This is a genomic window from Sphingomonas sp. GW821-FHT10C01, assembly GCF_059415525.1.
In genome coordinates, this window is the sequence record NZ_JBWKNK010000005.1 from 14,845 (window position 1) to 34,977 (window position 20,133).

The following is a 20,133-nucleotide window of genomic DNA, read 5'->3' on the forward strand; positions in this document are numbered from 1 at the left end:
CGAGTCAGTCGCAATCGCAGAATTGAAGGGGTAATCATGTACGGATCACGCAACCTCCTGGTCGCCGGGGCCGGCCTGCTGGCGCTCGCGGCGTCACCGGCTTTTGCCGAGGAGGCTGATCCCGATGCACGGGATACCGTGACCGTCACCGCAACCCGCTCGCCGCTGGCGACGCAGGATGCACCGGCGACCGTCAGTGTGATCGGCGAGGAACAGATCGCCGACGAGATGGTGACCGACATCAAGGAACTGGTGCGGTTCGAACCGGGCGTGAGCGTCACGCGTCAGCCGACCCGCTTCGGCGCTGCGCTCGGCACCACCGGCCGTGCCGGCAATGAAGGCTTCAACATCCGCGGCATGGGCGGCAACCGCGTCTTGATCCAGGTCGATGGCGTGCGCGTGCCTGATGGGTTCACCTTCGGCGCGCAGGGCGTCGGCCGTGGCGACTATGTCGATCTCGGTCTCATCAAGTCGGTTGAGATTCTGCGCGGACCCGCCTCGGCGCTCTATGGCAGCGACGGGCTGGCGGGGGCGGTGAGCTTCATCACCGCTGACCCCAAGGATTTCCTGCGCGAAGGCCAGAATGTCGGGGGACGTGCACGCGCCGCGTTTTCGTCCGCCGATAACGAGTTCAGCGAGACGCTGATCCTCGCCGGGCGCTCAGGCAACTGGTCGGCGATGGCGGCCTATACCCGCCGCGATTTCAACGAATATGAGAACCAAGGTACCGTCGGCGGCGATCGCGCGACTCGGACCAAGGCCAACCCGCAGGATGGCCGGTCAAACGCGGCGCTCGGCCGGATCGTCTATGAGAGCGGTGGCCATCGTATCCGCCTGACTGGCGAGTATCTCGACACGCATCTGTTCACCGATGTGCTCACCGGTCATTCGGCGAGCGTTCTCAACCTCGACGCGACTGATACGGGCCACCGCTGGCGAGCGGCGCTGGACTGGACCTGGACCGGTAGCGGCACGGTGGAGCAGGCACGGATCGCGGCCTATCTCCAGGATTCGGAAGACCGCCAGTTCACCTTCGAGGACCGCAATCCGGCCATAGACCGCACCCGGCTCAATACGTTCGAGAACCGCGTCTACGGCGCGTCGGGCGATGTGCGCCTCAACTTCGGCAGTATCGAAACGCCGCTGCGTCTGGTCCTGGGCGGCGATGTCAGCGTGACGCAGCAGGAGGGGCTTCGGGATGGCACCGTTCCGCCCGCCGGCGAGGTGTTCCCGACCCGCGCCTTCCCGAAGACCGACTATACGCTGGTCGGCGCGTTCGCAGCGGGTGAAATCAGCTTCGGCCCGGTCACCTTGCACCCCGCGCTGCGCTTCGATCACTACAACCTGTCGCCCGACAAGGACCCGCTGCTTCCGACCTTCGCGGCGGCGAAGCAGAGCGGGTCGCATGTCTCGCCCAAACTCGGCGCGGTGGTGAAGCTCGGCGAAGGCGTGCGCCTGTTCGCCAATTACGCTCAGGGCTTCAAAGCGCCTGAGCCGAGCCAGGTGAACCAGTTCTTCGAGAATCTCGCCTTCGGCTATACCTCGGCCCCGAACCCGAACCTGCGGCCCGAGACCAGTGAGGCGCTCGAGGCCGGTGTCCGCTTCCTGGGCCGTAATGTCCGCCTCGACCTGACCGGTTTCCATGTCGACTATGACGATTTCATCTCGCAGGAGCCGGTTTCCGGTGCCGGCACGGCCGCCAATCCTACGGTCTTCCAGTTCATCAACATCAACCGCGCGCAGGTGAAGGGCGCCGAGGCGCGGTTCGAAGTGTGGACCGATAACGGCTTCACCGGCCGTCTCGCCTTCTCGTACGCCGATGGCAACGAGGTTCGGGCGTCGGGCATCAAGACCCCGCTACAGTCGATCGATCCGATCAAGCTGGTGGTCGGAGCCGGCTGGCGCGATCCGGGCGGACGCTTCGGCGGTCAGCTGATCGCAACCTACAGCGCGCAAAAGGGCGTGCGGGAGACCCGGGGTTCGACCTGCTACCCATTGCCAACCACAGCGGTTCCCAATCCGGCGCCTGGCTGCTTCCGTGGCGACGAGTTCGTGACGCTGGACGCTACCGCTTTCTGGCGGCCGGTCGAGGCGCTGACGCTACGCGCGGGCGTCTTCAACGTCACCAACGCGAAATACTGGTGGTGGAACGACGTCCGTGGCCTCGCCGCGACCTCCGCCATCAAGGACGCCTATACCCAGCCCGGGCGCAACGCCAGTGTCTCGGCCAGCATCCGCTTCTGAACGAACGACAAAACTGAGGGTAACAAGAATGAAGAAGATGATGTGGATCGCTGGCGCAGCGCTGATCGCGTGCGCCACCCCGGCACTGGCCGACGGACCGGTCAAGGCGGGCAGCGAGGCGGAGGCCAAGGCGTCGTTCGAGGCCGACCGCAAGGACATCCTGGCGATGGCCGGCAACTATAAGGTCAGGTTCGACATGCAGGAATCGACGCCGTGGCGCGCCGATTACACGCCGATCGCCGCCAAGGTGTCGGGCGGCCATGAATCGGTCCGCGTGATCGAGGACACCGGCCGTGTGATCCGCCTCCAGCACCTTCTGGTCGTGAGCCATGAGGGCAAGGACATGATCATCAAGCACTGGCGCCAGGACTGGGAATATGAGCCCGCCAAGGTGCTGGTCTATTCCGGCCCCGACAGCTGGACGTGGGAAGAAGTGCCCGAGCGGATGCGCAGGGGCCGTTGGTCGCAGACCGTCTACCAAGTCGACGACAGTCCGCGCTATGGCGGCTGGGGCCAGTGGACGACCGAGGCGGGGGTCCGCCGCTGGCGCTCCAACTGGACCTGGCGCCCGCTCGCGCGCCGCGATGCGGTGCGCGGTCCGGTCTATGACCGCTATTACGGGATCAACCGCCACCAGATCAGTCCCGCCGGCTGGATCCACTGGCAGGACAATACCAAGATGGGCCAGTTCGACGGCAAGCTCGAGCCGGTCGTCCAGGAATATGTCCTCAACACCTATACCAAGTTCGACGGCTATGCCGTGAAGGCGGCCGACGACTACTGGGCGGCAACCAAGGGCTATTGGGCCGCGGTGCGCGGCGAATGGGACCGTATCGCCACCGCCAAGAACGGCATCCGCATCACCGAGGCGGCCGAGGCCGGGACGGTGATCGCCAGCCGCCTGCTCGGCATCGCCGACGATGTTCAGAGCAGCAAGATCAAGGAAGCCGAGGCCATCAAGACCGCGAAGGCGCTGATGGATCAGGCCACGCGCGCGGCGGGGCAATCCGCCAACTGAGTTTCACGAGACCCTCCGGCACCCCATGTGCCGATCCCTGGCCCGCCCCGGAATCAGCCCCGGGGCGGGCATTTTTCTTTGGCGCGATGGTGCGCTGCAACAGGTTCGTCACCAAATGCCGACATGGAGCCGGGCATGGGCATTCCGTCCGCGTCAACAGGGGCTTCCATCATGTCGATCCGCTTCCCGCTTCTTGCCTTCGCCAGCCCGATCGCGCTCGCCGCGACCCCCGCTCTGGCGCAGGACGCGCCGGTGGAGCCGGTGGTGGACGATGTGGTCGTCACCGCGCAGTTTGTCGAACAGCGCCCGATCGAGGTGCCCTTCGCGCTCACCGCCTATGATGATCGTTTCCTCGAGCGGCTGAACATCCAGGAGTTCGACGCCCTCTCGCGCTACGTGCCTGGCTTCGAGGTGCAGAACCAGTCGCCCAACAATCCCGGCTTCGTGATGCGCGGCATCACCTCGGACTCGGGCAGTTCCTTCAACGAGCCGCGCGTCTCGGTCTTCCAGGATGGGGTTTCGATCTCCAAGTCGCGCGGCTCCTATGTCGAGTTGTTCGATCTGGAACGGGTTGAGGTGGCGAAGGGGCCGCAATCCACCCTCTACGGCCGTGGCGCCCTGATCGGTGCGGTCAACCTGATCCAGGCGAAGGCCGACCCGAAGGCCGGTTACGGCATGCTGCGCGCATCGGGTGGCAGCTATGGCATGTATCGCGTCGACGGGACCTGGAATATTCCGCTGACCGAGGACCTCGCCATCCGCGCCGCCGCGCGCGTCAAGAAGCGCGACGGCTTTGTCGAGGATCTGCTCGGCGGCCGCGACTTCAATGGGATCGAGAGCGAGGCGGTGCGCGGCAGCCTGCGCTGGGAACCCGCCGGTTTCACCTTCGACCTGATCGGCAACTACCAGACCGATCGCGCGACGGGCACCGCGTTCAAGTCGATCGCGTACAACCCGACCGACACGATCACCGGCGCGGTGATCGGCAATCGCGGCCGCAATACCGGTGCGGCGCTCGCCGCCGGTCCGGGGTTCGAGGGCGGCAAGCGTCTCGGTCTCGAGCGTGAGGTGTGGGGCGTCACCGGCATCGCCAATGCCGAACTGGGCAACGGTTTCTCGCTCAACGGCACGCTCGCCTATCGTGCGTTCAGCGGCACGGAGATCTTCGACGCCGACGGCATCTCGCTCCCCGCGCTGACCGCGGCGGAGGATGCCGCGGGTAAGCAGACGATGGCGACGCTACGTCTCAGCTGGGACAATGGCGGCCCGCTCAAGGGCTTTGTCGGCGCGACCTATTTCTACGAGAACGGGCACCAGCGCACACCCGCCCAGTTCGATGAGCGCGTCGCGCTGGCGCGTCTCACCAACACGCTGAATGGCGGCGGTGCGATCCCCGGTCGCCCGGCAACCGATCCGGCACCCATCGCGCTCTTCTCGAACACCGCATTCACCGGCCAGTTGCTTCAGGGTGTTGCGGCGGCGCGCGGCTATGCGCTGTCCGCGCCGCTTGCCCAGGCGATCGCCGCCAACCTCAAGAGCGCGCATCGTGAGACCAGCACCAATTTCAGCCGTACCAAGGCGTGGGACCTGTTCGCGGACGTGACGTTCGAGGTGACCGACGGCTTCGAGATCGGCGGCGGCATCCGCTACAGCCGCGACGACAAGCGGACCAGCTACACCGCTTCCGTCCAGAATGGCCGATCGATCCTGGGCGGGTTCATCGGCGCGCTCAGCCAGGCCGATCCGACGCGGAGCGCCTTGCTCAATGCACTCGCGGCGCCGGGCGCGGCGAATATTCCGCAATCGGCGCTCTATCCGGTGCCGTTCTTTGGCCTCGGGCTGCAGCCGACCACGAACAATGGCGACCTGTTCGCACAGACCAACGACAGCGGCGGGTTCACCTGGCGCGCGACCGCGCGTTACGAGTTCACCCCGCAGGCGAGCGTCTATGCCAATTATGCGCGTGGTCGCCGGCCCGAAGTGCTCGGCGTCTCCCCGCCCGCGGCACCGGGCGGCGCGGCACGCTTCAACCTGCTGCCCGCCGAAACCGTCGACAGTTTCGAGATCGGCCTGAAGACGGAGCTTCTGAGCCGTACCCTGTTCCTCGACGGGTCGCTCTTCTACTATGACTACAGCAACTTCCAGACGACCGAGCAGGTCGGCACGACCTTCGTCACGGTCAACGCCGGCAAGGCGCAGAGCTATGGCTTCGAGGGTCAGCTGCGCTGGAACCCGGCGGACTGGGTCAATCTGTTCGCGACCTATGCCTATAACCATAGCCGCTTTAAATCGGGTGCCCGTGACGGCAACCGCTTCCGCCTGTCGCCCGACCACAGCGCATCGGCGGGCGTGACGCTGCGCGGTGATGTCGGGCCGGCCGCGATCGACTTCACCCCGGACGTGACCTGGCAGTCGAGCGTGTTCTTCGACGACGACAATGATCTGGCGCGCCTCCAGACCGGCAACTTGATCCCGGACACGATCCAGGACGAGACGCAGGGCGCCTATGCGACGGTCAACGCGCGGATCGGAATCGAGACCGCCAATGGCCGCTGGCGGATCGAGGGGTTCGTCACCAACCTGTTCGACAAGGAATACATCAAGGACGCGGGCAACACCGGAGACGGCCTCGGCCTGCCTACCTTCATCGCGGGCGAACCGCGCATGTGGGGCGCCTCGCTGACGCTGCGGCTCGGGGGAAAGTAGGCGGGATACGGCGCCCATAACCTCCCGCCGTCACCCCGGCCTTGTGCCGGGGTCCACGCGGAGGCGAGGCCTGCACTAGAGTCGAAAGATCGGCAGGTGAGGCCGAATGGACCCCGGCACAAGGCCGGGTGACGAGTGATATTGGACGGGGAAGGCCGATCCCCGTCCAGCTGCCAGCGCTTCCTATCCCGCCGCCATCCGCCGTGCGTCCTCCTCGACCAGCCGCTCGAGCGTGGTGAGCGGGACGGCGCCGCGGCGGATCACCTCGTGGAAGCGCTTGAGGTCGAACTTCGCACCGGCGATCTCCTGCGCCTTCTTGCGCGCGCGGACCCAGCTGGTGTGCCCGATCTTGTAGCTGCACGCCTGCCCCGGCTGGGTGCAGTAGCGCTCGATCTCGCGCTGCGAACGCGGGCGGGCGAAGCCGACGGTGTTGACCATGTAATCTGTCGCCTGCTCGCGGGTCCACCGTTTCGCGTGAATGCCGGTGTCGATGACGAGCCGCGCGGCGCGGAACAGGAAGGACTGGAGATAGCCCGCGCGCTCGAGGTCGCTGGCATAGGCACCCAGTTCGTCGGCGACCTGCTCGGCATAGAGCGCCCAACCTTCCGAATAGGCGCCGAAGAAGCTGAACTTGCGGATCATCGGCCCCTCGGCACCCTGCGAGGTGCTGATCTGGAGATGATGGCCCGGCAGTCCTTCATGATAGGTCAGCGAGGGCAGGGTGTATTTGGGCCAGTCGCCGACGCTCTTCAGGTTGATGAAGTAGATGGCGGGGCGCGACCCGTCGAGCGCGGCACGGTTGTAGTAACCGTTCGACGCGCCGTCCTGGATCTCGACCGGCACCGCGCGAATCTCCAGCGGCGCCTTGGTCGGATCGATGAACATCTTGGGCAGCAGCTTGCCGACCTTTTCATTGTCGACGTTGAGCGACTTGATGAGGTCGATCCGGCCCTGGGCGGTATCGGGCCAAAGCTGGTCCGGGCGCTGGTTGAGCGCGGTCAGCCGCTCACCGACGCTGCCCTTGGTCAGTCCCTGCACCTTGAGGATCTTGTCGAGCTCGGCGCTGATCTGCGCCACTTCCTCCAGCCCGATCTTATGGACTTCGTCGGGGGTGAAGTTGGTCGTGGTCGCCTGCATCAGCGCTGCGGCGTAGATGTCGGCGCCCTGCGGGACGTCCCATACGCCGGCGGTGGTACGTGCCTTGGCGCGCTGCTGTTTGATCAACGCGATCTGACGATCGAGCGCCGGATAGACCGACGCGTCGATGATCTTGGCGGCGCGCGCGCGCCAGGCACCGGGGATACCCCTTGCCATGGTGCGCTGGGCCAGCGACCGGGCGATGGTGTTGTCGATCGCGGCCGGCGCGCGCAGCTTCTGCATCTGGTCGATCGTCAGATCGAGGCAAAAGTCGGGTGCGACCACGCCGCGTTTGCCGAGGTCGGCCTGCTCCTGGGTGTTGTAGTCGAGCGCCTGTCCCATCTGCTCGAGCCGCGACAGCAGCGCCTCGGCATCGTCCTTGGTCGCGATCGTGTGCGTGGTGTTGAGGAAATCGGGCATCGAGAAATAGATGCCGCCCTGCTGGAAGATCGCGAACGGCCGCATCACCGCGTCGAGATCGAAGCGCTCGCGGGGCACGAGCTGGGTCTTGAGCGAATAGGCGACGATTTCGCGGTCGAGCTTCGAGGCTTCGGAAAGCGTTGCGGGATCGACCCCCTCGATCCGGGCGAGCGCGTCCTTGATCTCGGTCTGCGCCTTCGCCTTGGCGGCGGGCGAGCGATCGGTCAGCTGGCGCTTGAGCGCCGCGCCTGGCCCCTTGTCGAAACCGATCGAAGTTGCGAGCTCGGGCGAGCGCTGGATCGTCTTCTTGAGAACGTCGTCGAAAATCGCGTTGAGACCGGCGTCGCCCGGCCCGGCCGGGGGCTTCGCCGCGGCGGCTTGCAGCGCGCGGGCCGTAGCCGGAGAAGCGGCGAGGGCGGCGGTCGCGGTGCCGGAGGCGAGGAAGGTGCGGCGATCCAAGTGAGTGTCCTTTCGGGCTGACGGGCGCAGAAACGGCGGGGAGCCGCGCGTCGGCGAAAGCAAGCAAATCGATTTCGAGATTGCAACCGTGATCCTGCGAACGACATGCGCTCGGCCGCGTCCGGGCCGAAGATCAGGCTCGCTCGGCTGAACTCACCGCATCCGCCGCGCGCAGGGCACCGATCAGCTTCATCAGATGCGCCGCGTCGCGTACCTCCAGATCGATCATGTTGGTATGGAACGTGGTGTCGCGCGTGTCGAAGCGGATATTGAGGATGTTCGCCTTGTGCTGGCCGAGCAGGGTCGCGACCGCGCCCAGCGCGCCAGGCTCGTTCTTGACCGTCACCGCGATACGGGCGGTGCCACCTTCGGCCTTGTCGCCCCAGCCGATGTCGATCCAGTCCTTGTCCTCGACCTTGTCGAGCTTCGGGCAGCTGATCTGGTGGATCTCGATCGGCTCGTCAGGCTGGCGCACCCCGACGATACGGTCGCCCGGGATCGGATGGCAGCACGGGGAGAGGGTGAAGGCGACACCGGGGGTGAGGCCCTTGATCGAGATCGGCTCGCGTGCGGCGGGGAGGGGGGCAAGGTCGCCCTCGGTCGATCCCGGCATCAACGCTTCCATCACCTGGATGTCGGACAGCTTGCGGCGCGCGATCGCCTCCATCAGCGCGTCGGCATCGTCGAGCTTGAGGCGCGTCAGCGCGGCGCCCAGCGCTTCCTCGCCGATCGGCACGGGCAGGCGGCGGACGATGTCGTCGTAGAGCTTGCGGCCGAGCACGATCGTCTCGTCGCGTTCCTTGTGCCGCAGATGCCGGCGGATCGCCGCGCGCGCCTTGCCGGTGATCGCGAAGTTCAGCCAATTGTCCTGAGGTCGCTGCGCCTTCGAGCGCAGGATCGCGACTTGGTCGCCCTGCTCGATCTCGGTGCGCAGCGGAACGACCTGCCCGTTGATCTTCGCGCCCACCGCTTGATCGCCGAGGTCGGTGTGGACGGCATAGGCGAAGTCGATCGGGGTCGCGCCCTTGGGCAGCTGGATCAGCTCGCCCTTGGGGGTGAAGGCGAAGATCCGATCCTGATACATCGCCATCCGGGTGTGCTCGAGCAGCTCCTCGGGGCTTTCGGCGGTCTCCAGAATCTCGACCAGGTCCTGGATCCAGCGGACTTGCGTGTCGGGGCGCACGCCCGACTGTTTATACGCCCAGTGCGCGGCGAGGCCGTGTTCGGCCTGGGCATGCATCTCCTGCGTGCGGATCTGGATTTCGACGCGGGTATCGCCGGCATGCATCACCGTGGTGTGCAGCGAACGATAGCCGTTGCGCTTGGGCGTCGAGATATAGTCCTTGAACCGCCCAGGCACGAACGGCCAGCGGCGGTGGATGATGCCGAGCGCGCGGTAGCATTCCTCCTCGCTCCCGACCGTCGCGCGGAACGCCATGATGTCCGACAGCTGTTCGAAGCTGACATGCCGCTCCGACATCTTCTTCCAGATCGAATAGGGGTGCTTCTCGCGTCCCGACACGTCGGCGTCGACGCCGCCGCGCGAGAGCAGCAGCTTGAAGCCCGATCCGATCTTGGCGATGCGATCCTCACCCTCGACCTTGAGTGCCTCAAGCCGCTTGGTGATCGATTCATAGGCCTCGGGTTCGAGCTCGCGGAAGGCGAGCGTCTGCATCTCGGTCATGAATTCGTACATGCCGATCCGCTCGGCGAGCGGGGCATAGATATCCATCGTCTCGCGCGCGATGCGGCGGCGCTTCTCCGGCTTCGGAATATGGTGCAGCGTGCGCATATTGTGCAGCCGGTCGGCGAGCTTGACCAGCAGCACGCGGATATCGTCCGACATGGCGAGCAGGAATTTGCGGAGATTCTCCGCGGCGCGCTCATTCTCGGTCTGCGCTTCGATCTTCGACAGCTTGGTGACCCCGTCGACCAGCCGCGCCACATTGGGGCCGAAGCGGGCGAGGATCTCCTCGGGCGTCGCGACCGTATCCTCGATCGTGTCGTGCAGGATCGCGGTGACGATCGTCTCGTCGTCGAGGTGCAGGTCGGTCAATATGCCCGCGACTTCGATCGGGTGGCTGAAATAGGGATCGCCCGACGCGCGCTTCTGGCTGCCATGCGCGTGCATGGAGAAGACGTAAGCGCGGTTGAGCAGCGCTTCATCCGCTTCGGGATCGTAGCTCAGGACCCGATCGACAAGTTCATATTGACGCAACACCACGCCAAGATGGTGCGGCGGACTGCTGCTTTGCAATAAGTTTCAACGCAAAACGGGCACCGGCGTTGCCGATGCCCGTTTCAGTGTGGCTTTGGTGTGACTTAGCGTCGCAAGATTTACTTGGCGCGCGCGTTGCAGGCGGCGAGCGCCTCGGCATCGAACGCGGTGCCGGCGACGGTGAAGGCCGACAGGGTGCCGATGCGCTGAACGGCGCGTTCGCACATGATCTTGTCCTGCGATCCGGCGCGCGGCGCGGTACAGACGCTGTCCTTGCACTTCCAGATCGTGTTCTGCGTGACGAAGCTGTTCTTGCCGGGCGCTTCCACCGCGGTCGCGGCATAATGGCCGCCCGACTGGGCGAACGCGGCGGCGGGCATGATCGCCGCGACCGACAGCGCGGCGGCGGCAAGCGAGACGAGGCGGGTCATGATGATATTCTCCCTGGGGCAGGCAACAAAGGTTGCGAATCGCAACTTACTAGCTTAGACTTTAGGTTGCAAACGGAAACTGGTGCTGCATTGCGGTAACTTAAGCGGTTTGTCCACCAGGGAATTTGGAGTAGGTTCGTCGGTTATGGGTCAGAATGGACTGCGAGAACCGCTTCGTCAGTTGGCCGCCAACTGCAGCCTGCCCGCCGCGCTTGAGGCGATGGGGGAGCGCTGGTCCTTCCTGATCCTGCGCGGATCGTTCAACGGCCTGCATCATTTCGAGGAATTCCAGTCGGAACTGGGCATTGCCCGCAACATCCTGGCCAACCGGCTGGCGCGGCTGGTCGATCACGGCATCCTCGCGCGCCAGACGTGCGATGACGACCGGCGCAAGGTCGAATACCGGCTGACCGACAAGGGCTTCGCGCTGCTGCCGACGATGGTCGCGCTGCGCCAATGGGGCGAGCGCTGGGAGACCGGCATGCCCGCGACGCCGGTGCTGGTCGATGCCCGCGATCACCGGCGGATCGCACCGGTTCAGGTACTGAGCCATGACGGCCGCACGCTGACCAAGCACGACCTGCTCTGGTCGCTGCCGGAGGATGTCGCGGGCGAGGGGCGCAATGCCGCCCAGGCGGCGGAGTAGCTTTCCCGCGAATCGCGGCAATCGGATCAATCTTCGGGCGGATCAGTCTTCGGGAAGCATGCGCCGGCGGATCGCCGACGGTACTGGTGCGGACGTGCCGGCCTCCAGATCGACATTGACGTAGACCAGGTCGATCACGGTGTGGAGCGCGCCGGTTTCGGCGTGGCAGAGCTCGACCCGGCTGGTGAGGCTGGACGTGCCGATCCGCTCGGTCCGGGCCCAGGCGTCGATCTCGTCACCGTAGCGGAAGGGCGCCTTGAAATCGACCGTGGCGCGGGCGACGTGGAATTCCATGCCGTCCCATTCGGGCAGTTCGGAGAGCTTCAGCCAGCGCCAATATTCGCTGAGCGCGACATCGGCATATTCAAGATAGCGCGAGTTGAAGACGACCTTTTGCCCGTCGATCTCGGAATAGCGGACGCGAAGGCGCGTCGAGAAGTCGAAGCCTTCGCGTCCCATATCCGTCAGGCCGATTTGACGCCGGTATTGACGCCCATCGACTGGAGATACTTGCGTACGTTGCGCGCCGCCTGGCGCAGGCGCTGCTCATTCTCGACCATGGCGATGCGGACATAGCCTTCGCCATTTTCGCCGTAACCCACGCCGGGCGCGACCGCGACCTTGGCGTGGGACAGGAGCTGCTTGGAGAATTCGAGGCTGCCCAGATGCGCGAGCGCCGGCGGCAGCGGCGCCCAGGCGAACATCGACGCGGGCGGGGCGGGAATGTCCCAGCCGGCGCGGCCGAAGCTTTCGACCAGCACGTCGCGGCGCTTGTGATAGAGTTCGCGGTTCTTCTCGACGATGTCCTGCGGCCCGTTGAGCGCGGCGCAGGCGGCGGCCTGAATCGGCGTGAACGCGCCATAGTCGAGATAGGATTTCACCCGGCTCATCGCCGCGATCAGATCCTTGTTGCCGACCGCGAAGCCGATGCGCCAGCCGGCCATCGAATAGGTCTTCGACAGCGACGTGAACTCGATCGCCACGTCCTTCGCGCCCGGCACCTGCAGGATCGAGACGGTCGGTTTGCCGTCGTAATAAAGTTCCGAATAGGCGAGGTCGGAGATGATCCAGACCTTGTTCTCCTTCGCCCAGGCGACGAGCCGCTCGTAAAAGGCGAGGTCGACCGTCTCCGCCGTCGGGTTCGACGGATAGTTCACCACCAGGATGCTTGGGCGCGGCACGGTGAAGTTCATCGCGCGCTCGAGGCTCTCGAAATAGCGCTCGTCAGGCGTGGTCGGCACGGCGCGGATCGTCGCGCCTGCGATGATGAAGCCGAAAGTGTGGATCGGATAGCTCGGGTTCGGCGCCAGGATCACGTCGCCGGGCGCGGTGATCGCGGTGGCGAGGCTGGCCAGCCCTTCCTTGGACCCCATCGTCACGACGACCTCGGTCTCGGGGTCGACATCGACGCCGAAGCGACGGCCGTAATAGTTCGCCTGGGCGCGGCGCAGGCCGGGGATGCCCTTGGACTGCGAATAGCCGTGGGCCGATGGCTTCTGTGCGACCTCGCACAGCTTGTCGATGACATGCTGGGGTGGCGGCAGGTCGGGATTGCCCATGCCGAGATCGATAATGTCCTCACCCGCCGCTCGTGCCGCTGCCCGCATCCCGTTGACTTCGGCGATGACGTAGGGCGGCAGGCGCTTCATGCGGTAGAATTCTTCGGACATCGTATTTCTCGGTGAGCTCCTCTTGAGGTCGCGCAGGATGCGCGGGGCCGTTATACAGGGACCGGGCATGGGTGCCAGAGGAGAGGCGAGTGGTGGCGGAAAAGAAAAAGACGGCGGCTCCCAAGGCTGCGAAATCCACCAAACCCCGCAAACCCGCCGCCAAGCCCAGCAAGCCGGACACCAAGGCCAAGGCTGCGTCGCCCCCCGAGCCTGAGGCTGTTGCGACGCCGAACCTAGAAGACCTTCAGCATTGGACCTGGGTCTGGGGCCGTGCGCAGCAGATGCTGATGGAGCAGGGCTTCGACCTGATGGCGAAGGCGCCGCCGATGCCTTCGATGCCGCAGATGCCGTCGGTGCCGCCGGTCGATCCTGCCGCGGCGATGCGCGCGGGCGCCGATTTCTGGGCCGATACGATGACGTTGTGGCAGCGTTTCCTCGACCCGTCCAAGGCGGGGGCTTTCGAGGAAACCCCCGAACAGGCCCGCGACAAACGCTTCAAAGCGCCGCAATGGCGCGAACAGCCGGTGTTCGACTTCATCCGCCAGAGCTATTTCACCGTATCGGATCATCTGCTCAAGGGCGTGGATTCGATCGAGGGGCTGACGCCCAAGCAGAAAGAACAGGCGCGGTTCGCCACGCAAGGCTTCATCGACGCGATGAGCCCGTCCAACTTCCCCGCGACCAACCCCGTGGTGCTCGAGAAGATCGTCGAGACCAAGGGCGAAAGCCTGCTCAAGGGCCTTGCTCACATGCTCAAGGATATGGGCAAGGGGCAGATGACCCAGGCCGCCGAGGGCGCGTTTGCGCTGGGAGAGAATATCGCGATGACGCCGGGCAAGGTGGTCAAGCGCACCCCGCTCTACGAGCTGATCCAGTACTCGCCGACCACCGATACGGTGATCGAGACGCCGCTGCTGATCTTCCCGCCCTGGATCAACCGCTTCTACATCCTCGATCTCAGTCCGGAGAAGAGCTTCATCCGCTGGGCGGTGGAGCAGGGGCTGACGGTGTTCGTCGTCTCCTGGAAGTCCGCCGATGCGTCGATGGCCGACATCGTCTGGGACGATTATGTCGAGCGCGGACAGATCGACGCGATCGACAGTGTGCGTGAGCTGCTCGGCGTCGATGCCGTCCACACGATCGGTTATTGCGTCGCCGGTACCACGCTCGCCGCGACATTGGCGGTGCTGGCTGCGCGCGGGCAGGCCGAGAAGGTCAGGAGCGCGACCTTCTTCACCGCTCAGGTGGATTTCAGCGAGGCGGGCGACCTCAATGTCTTTGTCGATGACGAGCAGCTGGCGCTGATTCAGTCGCTGACCACCGACGGGTTCCTCGACGGGCGCTATATGGCGGCGACCTTCAACCTGCTGCGCGGCCGGGACCTGATCTGGAATTATGTGTCGAGCAACTATCTGCTCGGCGAAGACTATATGCCGTTCGACCTGCTCCACTGGAACTCGGACGTCACCAACCTGCCGGCCAAATGGCATGCGAGCTATCTGGCGGACCTCTATCGCGACAATCTGCTCGCCCAGGCTGGGGCGCTGAGCATCGGCTCGACGCCGGTCGATCTGAGCAAGGTCGCGACCCCGGCCTATATCCAGGCGGGACGTGAGGACCACATCGCCCCGGCGCGCAGCGTGTGGAAGATCACCGAGCATTTCGCGGGCCCGCTGCGTTTCGTCCTCGCCGGATCTGGACACATCGCCGGGGTGGTCAACCCGCCCTCCGCGCAGAAATATCAGTATTGGACCAATGAGACCGCCGTCGCGACTCTGGAGGAGTTTGTTGCGGGTGCGACCGAGACCAAGGGCAGCTGGTGGCCCGACTGGATGGGCTGGATCGACGGGTTCGGCGATCCGCGTTCCGCCGCAAAGGGGTCAAGAATTCCCAAGTTAAAAGAAGAGCTTGGCGATGCTCCCGGGCAATATGTGAAGACCCGGTGAGGTTTTTTGTGCGCTGCACAAAAATCCGTCTTGAAACCGTCTCTTTCGAAGCGTATATGCTGCATCGCAACAATCGCTGCGAGGACGTTCAATGGCCAGCAAGGCTCCACGTGCCGGTGCGAAGAAGCCGGTCGCGAAGACTCCGGTAAGCAAGCCCAAGGCGGCGACGCCGAAGGTTGAAGCGCCGAAGGCTCAACCGGTCGTCGCTGAAGCGGCGCCCGTCATCGATACCCCGGCTGTCGAGCCGGCGATCGAAACCGTGACCCAGCCCGCCGAAGTAGTGGCGGAGACGCTTGCCCCGACCGTCGAGGAAATCGCCGCGCCGGTCATTGAAATCATCGAAGACACCGCCCCCAAGATGGCGGAAACCGCAACCAAGGGAACTGACATCATGGAAAACACGATCGAAAAGACCCAGGCTCTGTTCGCCGACTTCAACGAGCGCGCCAAGGCGACCGTCGAGAAGAACACCAAGCTGGCCGGTGAGTTCACCGAATTCGCCAAGGGCAATGTCGAAGCGCTCGTCGAGAGCGGCAAGATCGCCGCCAAGGGCTTCGAAACCCTGGGTCAGGACGCCGCCGAGTATAGCCGCAAGTCGTTCGAGAACGCGACCGCGACGCTGAAGAGCCTGTCGGCGGTCAAGACCCCGGCCGACTTCTTCAAGCTGCAGAGCGACTATGCCCGCTCGGTCTTCGACTCGGTCGTCGCCGAGACCTCGAAGAACACCGAAGCCTTCATCAAGCTCGCCGGCGACGCCGCGCAGCCGATCTCCAACCGCGTCGCGGTTGCGGTCGAGAAGGTGAAGACCGCGGCGTAATTGCCTGGAATTCAACGAACAAATGGGGCGGCCGCGCAAGCGGTCGCCCTTTTTGCTTTGTGGATCCGGTGGAGGAGCGGGCCGGTACCGCACCACAAAGAACAAAATCAGGGTTAGCGCCCTTGCCCTCGATTCACCGGTGCCATATTTTTGCAATCCTCATGACAGTGCCGCTCAATCCGATTTCGATGGCAGACGATGCCGACCGCGACGACGACGGTGACGCTTCAACCGGCGTCGCCACGCGCACGCGCGCCAAGACCAAGAAGCCGACGCCCTATCGCGTGCTGATGCTCAACGACGATTACACACCGATGGAGTTTGTCGTGCTGGTGCTCCAGCGCTTCTTCAAGATGGACATGGAGCAGGCGACCCAAGTGATGCTCAGCGTCCACCAGCGCGGCGTCGGGGTGTGCGGCGTGTTCACCTATGAGGTCGCGGAGACCAAGGTGTCGCAGGTGATCGACTTCGCCCGCCAGAACCAGCATCCGCTCCAGTGCACGCTGGAGAAGGCCTGAGCCGGCCCGAGCGGGGCTGTGCGCTGACCCGTTGACGTCACCCGCTTGCGTGGCGCCCGCGAGTCGATAGAAGCCCGCAGATGGACCGTATTCTCATTCGCGGCGGCAAGCGCCTTTCCGGAACCATCGCCATCTCGGGCGCGAAGAACTCGGCGCTTGCGCTGATGCCCTGCGCGTTGCTGACCGACGAGCCGTTGACGCTGCGCAATCTACCGCGGCTCGCCGACGCCGACGGGTTCGGGCATCTGCTCAACGAACTCGGCGCATCGACCGCGATCGAGGGAACTCGCCCCAACGATTTCGGCCGCGTCCTGACGGTACGCGCCTCGCGCCTGACCTCGACCGTCGCGCCCTACGACATCGTGCGGAAAATGCGCGCCTCGATCCTGGTACTCGGTCCGCTACTCGGTCGCGCCGGCGAAGCGACGGTTTCTCTTCCCGGCGGTTGCGCGATCGGCAACCGGCCGATCGACCTGCATTTGAAGGCGCTCGAGGCGATGGGCGCGGAGATCGAACTAGCGGCGGGGTACGTCAAGGCGACCGCGCCGGGTGGGCGTCTGGCGGGCGGACGCTATCGCTTCCCGGTGGTATCTGTGGGCGCGACCGAGAATGCGCTGATGGCCGCGGCTACCGCGCGCGGCACCACGGTGCTGGAAAATGCTGCGCGTGAGCCGGAGATTGTCGACCTTTGCAACCTGCTGGTGGCGATGGGCGCGTCGATCGACGGGATCGGTAGCGAGACGCTGACGATTGAAGGGCGCGACCGGCTGCACGGCGCGACCTACAAGGTCATGCCCGACCGGATCGAGGCGGGCAGCTATGCCTGTGCCGCGGCGATCACCGGTGGTGACGTGTTCCTTCAGGGCGCCAAGGCCGACGACATGCGCGCGACGCTCGACGCGCTGGTCGAGGCGGGCGTGACCGTCGAGGAGAAGACCGATGGCGTGCGGATCGCCGCCAATGGCCCGCTCAAGCCGCTGACGCTGTCGACCGCGCCGTACCCCGGCTTCGCGACCGACATGCAGGCGCAGTTCATGGCGATGCTGTGCAAGGCCGAAGGCGCGAGCGTGCTGACAGAGACGATCTTCGAGAACCGCTACATGCATGTGCCCGAGCTGACGCGCATGGGAGCAAACATCGATGTGCGGGGGCGGACCGCGGTGGTGCATGGGGTCGACAAGCTTGTCGGCGCGCCGGTGATGGCGACGGATCTGCGCGCATCGATGAGCCTGATCCTTGCCGGCCTCATCGCCGACGGCGAGACCCAGGTCAGCCGCATCTACCACCTCGATCGTGGCTATGAGCGCCTTGAAGAGAAATTGCAGGGCGTTGGCGCGGACATCGAACGTGTCGGTGACGGCTGAAGTTCACGCTGGTATCCGCGGTCACGACACGACTCGCGGGAGCAATCGAATGAAGCGGATCACTGTGACGGCGCTGGGTGCGCTGGCGCTGGCTGGCTGTGCGCAGCATCGGGTCGATGGCCCGGCTGCGCCGGTGACGGTCAAGATCATCGCCTTTAACGATTTCCATGGCGCGCTCGAAACGCCGGGGCGGGCGATCGACGTACAGGCGGCCGATGGTTCGGTGGCCAAGGTGCCGGCGGGCGGCGCAGCCTATTTCGCGACGGCGGTGAAGTCGCTCAAGGCGAAGGTGGCGCATAGCGTCGTGGTGGCGGCGGGCGACCTCACCAGTGCCAGCCCGCTCGTGTCCTCGCTGTTCCTCGACGAGCCGACGGTCAAGGCGCTGAGCATGGCCGGGCTCGAGATCAACGCGGCGGGCAATCATGAGTTCGACCGTGGGGCGCAGGAGCTGAAGCGCCTCCAGAGCGGCGGCTGCGCCAAGCTGACCCAGGTCGAGCCGTGCCAGATCGAACCGTTCAAGGGCGCGAGCTATACCTATCTTGCCGGCAACACGATCCAGGCGGACGGCACCAGCCTTTTGCCCGGAACCGCGCTGCGCAGCTTCGGCAGCGGGCGCGACAAGGTGATGATCGGGTTCATCGGGCTGACGACGCGGCTGACCGGCAATTATGTCGATCCGGCGGGGATCAAGGGTATCACCTTCGCCGATGAGGCGGAGACCGCGAACCGGCTCGCGGCCGATCTCAAGGCCAAGGGCGCGGACGCGGTAGTGATGCTGGTGCATGAGGGCGGCTATCCCGCCCGCAACGACCAGCCCGCCAAGTGCGAGGGCCTGTCCGGACCGATCGTCGATATCGCCCAGCGGTTGACCCCGGCGGTGGACGTGATCGTGTCGGGCCATACCCACCGCGCCTATATCTGCGACTATGCGGCGACCAATCCCGCCAAGCCGCTCCTGCTGACCAGCGCGGGCAATAACGGCGTGATGCTGACCGATATCGACCTGAGCTTCGATCCGGTGACGAAGCGGGTGACAGGCAAGCGCGCGGCACAGGTGATCGTGCAAGGCGATGGCGTGAACAGCAGCGCGGGACCTGTGAAGCCGAGCGCGGCGTTCCCGACCTTTGCCGCCGATCCGGCGGTGGCGTCGCACGTCGCGCGCTACGCGGCGGCGGCGGAGCCGCGTGCCAGGCGTGTGGTGGGCAGGGCGTCGGCGCCGATCCTGCGCGACGAGCATGACGATATGAAGGAGTCGCCGCTGGGCCTGCTGATCGCCGACTCGCAGCTGGCGGCGACGCGAGCGAGCGGGGCGCAGGTGGCGTTGATGAACCCGGGCGGGGTGCGCGCCTCGATCGCGGCGACCGACGGCAAGGTGACGTTCGGCGACATCTACACCGTCCAACCCTTTGGCAATAACCTGCAGGTCAAGGAGATGGCCGGGGCGCAGCTGCGGGCGGTGCTGGAGCAGCAATTCGCCAAGACCGATGGCACGGCGTTGCTGTTCCCGGCCGGCCTCACCTACAGCTACGACCTGTCACGGCCCGAGGGGCAACGGATCATCGCGCCGATGATCGGCGGTCAGCCGATGCGCGACGACGCGGTCTATCGCGTGACCGTGAACAGCTTCCTCGGCGGCGGCGGTGACGGCTTCACCAGCTTCAAGGCGGGCAAGGACGTCGCGGGCGGGATGCTCGACCTCGACGCGCTGGAGGTCTTGTTCGCGCGGGGGCAGGTGATCGATCCGCCGGCGCTCGGTCGGGCGAAGGATGTCACGCCGCGCTAAGTTGACAGTGCCTACCCAAAATGAGCGAAGTTGACACGTCTCTGAGGGCAAGTTGACACGAAAGGCATGTTTTTCGTGCGGGTGTCAGGCGTGCGCGGACAGGATTCTAGGTGTCAAAGAGCGGGCCGGACGGCATCCGGCGCGATCGCAGACGAACAAACGCAATCCAACATTGCAAGGCGTAGTCGAGGCATGGACAGGAGCCTGGACCGCATCGCCCGGTGGCGACGTGGACCCCGGCACAAGGCCGGGGTGATGGACTAACGGCGACCTGGCGTGGTCAGCTCCGTACCGCCTTGGCGATGGCGTCGAGCAGGCCGTTGACGAAGCCCTTTTCGCGGCGATCATAGAAGGCGGCGGTGACATCGAGATACTCGCTGATCGCCGCGCCCGTGGGCACGTCCTGCCGCGCGAGCAGCTCATAGGTGCCGGCGCGCAGGATCTGGCGCATCGGGCGATCGAGCCGGTCGAAGCTCCAGTCGCTGCTGAGCTTGGAGGCGATCAACGCGTCGATCTCATCGCGGCGCGCATCGACGCCCTTGACGATATCGTCAAAGAAGGTGGGATCGGCATCGATATATTCCGCGTCCTCGATCGTCGCGCCGAGCCGGTGCTGATGAAATTCGGTGAGCAGCTGGGGAAGCGGGGTGTTCTCCATTTCCTGCTGATACAGCGCCTGGACGGCGGCGAGGCGCGCGGCGGCGCGGGCTTTGGAACGGGTCTTGGCAATTGGGCTAGGCATGGCGCGCGCATATA

Annotated in this window: 15 protein-coding genes; 9 read left to right on the forward strand and 6 right to left on the reverse strand. The window is 65.3% G+C overall.

Translation table 11 applies throughout. From position 1 onward, the window contains the following. The first annotated feature begins 36 nt into the window (after positions 1-36). The 3 genes from AC07M1_RS17515 to AC07M1_RS17525 all read left to right on the forward strand — a co-directional run bounded on the left by AC07M1_RS17515 (position 37) and on the right by AC07M1_RS17525 (position 5,968). Positions 37-2,244 carry a TonB-dependent hemoglobin/transferrin/lactoferrin family receptor gene (locus AC07M1_RS17515; protein WP_495163921.1) on the forward strand — a complete coding sequence of 736 codons (2,208 nt, stop codon included), beginning with the start codon at positions 37-39 and terminating at the stop codon, positions 2,242-2,244. Between the two features lie 28 nt (positions 2,245-2,272). Further along, positions 2,273-3,262, forward strand: a complete 990-nt coding sequence (locus AC07M1_RS17520; protein WP_495163922.1) for a DUF6607 family protein — start codon at positions 2,273-2,275, stop codon at positions 3,260-3,262. A 171-nt stretch (positions 3,263-3,433) separates the two neighbouring features. Continuing rightward, a complete protein-coding gene (locus tag AC07M1_RS17525) occupies positions 3,434-5,968 on the forward strand; it encodes a TonB-dependent receptor (RefSeq protein ID WP_495163923.1) in 2,535 nt (844 codons plus the stop codon). A 183-nt stretch (positions 5,969-6,151) separates the two neighbouring features. Here AC07M1_RS17525 and AC07M1_RS17530 read toward each other — a convergent pair whose 3' ends face one another. The 3 genes from AC07M1_RS17530 to AC07M1_RS17540 form a co-directional block, all read right to left on the reverse strand. Next, positions 6,152-7,984, reverse strand: a complete 1,833-nt coding sequence (locus AC07M1_RS17530; RefSeq protein WP_495163924.1) for a DUF885 domain-containing protein — start codon at positions 7,982-7,984, stop codon at positions 6,152-6,154. Between the two features lie 133 nt (positions 7,985-8,117). Beyond that, entirely contained in the window at positions 8,118-10,205 is a 2,088-nt protein-coding gene (locus tag AC07M1_RS17535) for a RelA/SpoT family protein (protein WP_495163925.1), read from the reverse strand. Positions 10,206-10,321: 116 nt separating this feature from the next. Continuing rightward, positions 10,322-10,633, reverse strand: a complete 312-nt coding sequence (locus AC07M1_RS17540; RefSeq protein ID WP_495163926.1) for a CC_3452 family protein — start codon at positions 10,631-10,633, stop codon at positions 10,322-10,324. Between the two features lie 145 nt (positions 10,634-10,778). Between AC07M1_RS17540 and AC07M1_RS17545 the strand changes: the two genes are divergently transcribed. Then, positions 10,779-11,279 carry a winged helix-turn-helix transcriptional regulator gene (locus AC07M1_RS17545; RefSeq protein ID WP_495163927.1) on the forward strand — a complete coding sequence of 167 codons (501 nt, stop codon included), beginning with the start codon at positions 10,779-10,781 and terminating at the stop codon, positions 11,277-11,279. Positions 11,280-11,321: 42 nt separating this feature from the next. Here the strand turns inward: AC07M1_RS17545 and AC07M1_RS17550 are convergent, their stop codons facing one another. Together AC07M1_RS17550 and AC07M1_RS17555 are read right to left on the reverse strand one after the other, a co-directional pair. Continuing rightward, on the reverse strand, positions 11,322-11,738 hold the full coding sequence (locus AC07M1_RS17550; RefSeq protein ID WP_495163928.1) for an acyl-CoA thioesterase: 417 nt from the start codon (positions 11,736-11,738) through the stop codon (positions 11,322-11,324). Positions 11,739-11,743: 5 nt separating this feature from the next. After that, positions 11,744-12,949, reverse strand: coding sequence for an LL-diaminopimelate aminotransferase (locus AC07M1_RS17555; protein WP_495163929.1), 1,206 nt, complete (start codon positions 12,947-12,949; stop codon positions 11,744-11,746). Between the two features lie 92 nt (positions 12,950-13,041). On the opposite strand from AC07M1_RS17555, the gene AC07M1_RS17560 reads away from it, so the two are divergent. The 5 genes from AC07M1_RS17560 (at position 13,042) to AC07M1_RS17580 (ending at position 19,377) form a co-directional block, all read left to right on the forward strand. After that, on the forward strand, positions 13,042-14,895 hold the full coding sequence (locus AC07M1_RS17560; RefSeq protein ID WP_495163930.1) for a PHA/PHB synthase family protein: 1,854 nt from the start codon (positions 13,042-13,044) through the stop codon (positions 14,893-14,895). 91 nt (positions 14,896-14,986) lie between these two features. Further along, entirely contained in the window at positions 14,987-15,712 is a 726-nt protein-coding gene (locus tag AC07M1_RS17565) for a phasin family protein (RefSeq protein ID WP_495163931.1), read from the forward strand. Positions 15,713-15,900: 188 nt separating this feature from the next. Continuing rightward, a complete protein-coding gene (clpS, locus tag AC07M1_RS17570) occupies positions 15,901-16,230 on the forward strand; it encodes an ATP-dependent Clp protease adapter ClpS (protein WP_495163932.1) in 330 nt (109 codons plus the stop codon). A gap of 80 nt (positions 16,231-16,310) precedes the next feature. After that, on the forward strand, positions 16,311-17,594 hold the full coding sequence (murA, locus tag AC07M1_RS17575) for a UDP-N-acetylglucosamine 1-carboxyvinyltransferase (protein ID WP_495163933.1): 1,284 nt from the start codon (positions 16,311-16,313) through the stop codon (positions 17,592-17,594). A 49-nt stretch (positions 17,595-17,643) separates the two neighbouring features. Continuing rightward, positions 17,644-19,377 carry a bifunctional metallophosphatase/5'-nucleotidase gene (locus AC07M1_RS17580; protein WP_495163934.1) on the forward strand — a complete coding sequence of 578 codons (1,734 nt, stop codon included), beginning with the start codon at positions 17,644-17,646 and terminating at the stop codon, positions 19,375-19,377. Positions 19,378-19,657: 280 nt separating this feature from the next. On the opposite strand, the gene nusB is transcribed toward AC07M1_RS17580, so the two are convergent. Then, positions 19,658-20,119, reverse strand: coding sequence for a transcription antitermination factor NusB (nusB, locus tag AC07M1_RS17585; RefSeq protein ID WP_495163935.1), 462 nt, complete (start codon positions 20,117-20,119; stop codon positions 19,658-19,660). Between the last annotated feature and the right edge of the window lie 14 nt (positions 20,120-20,133).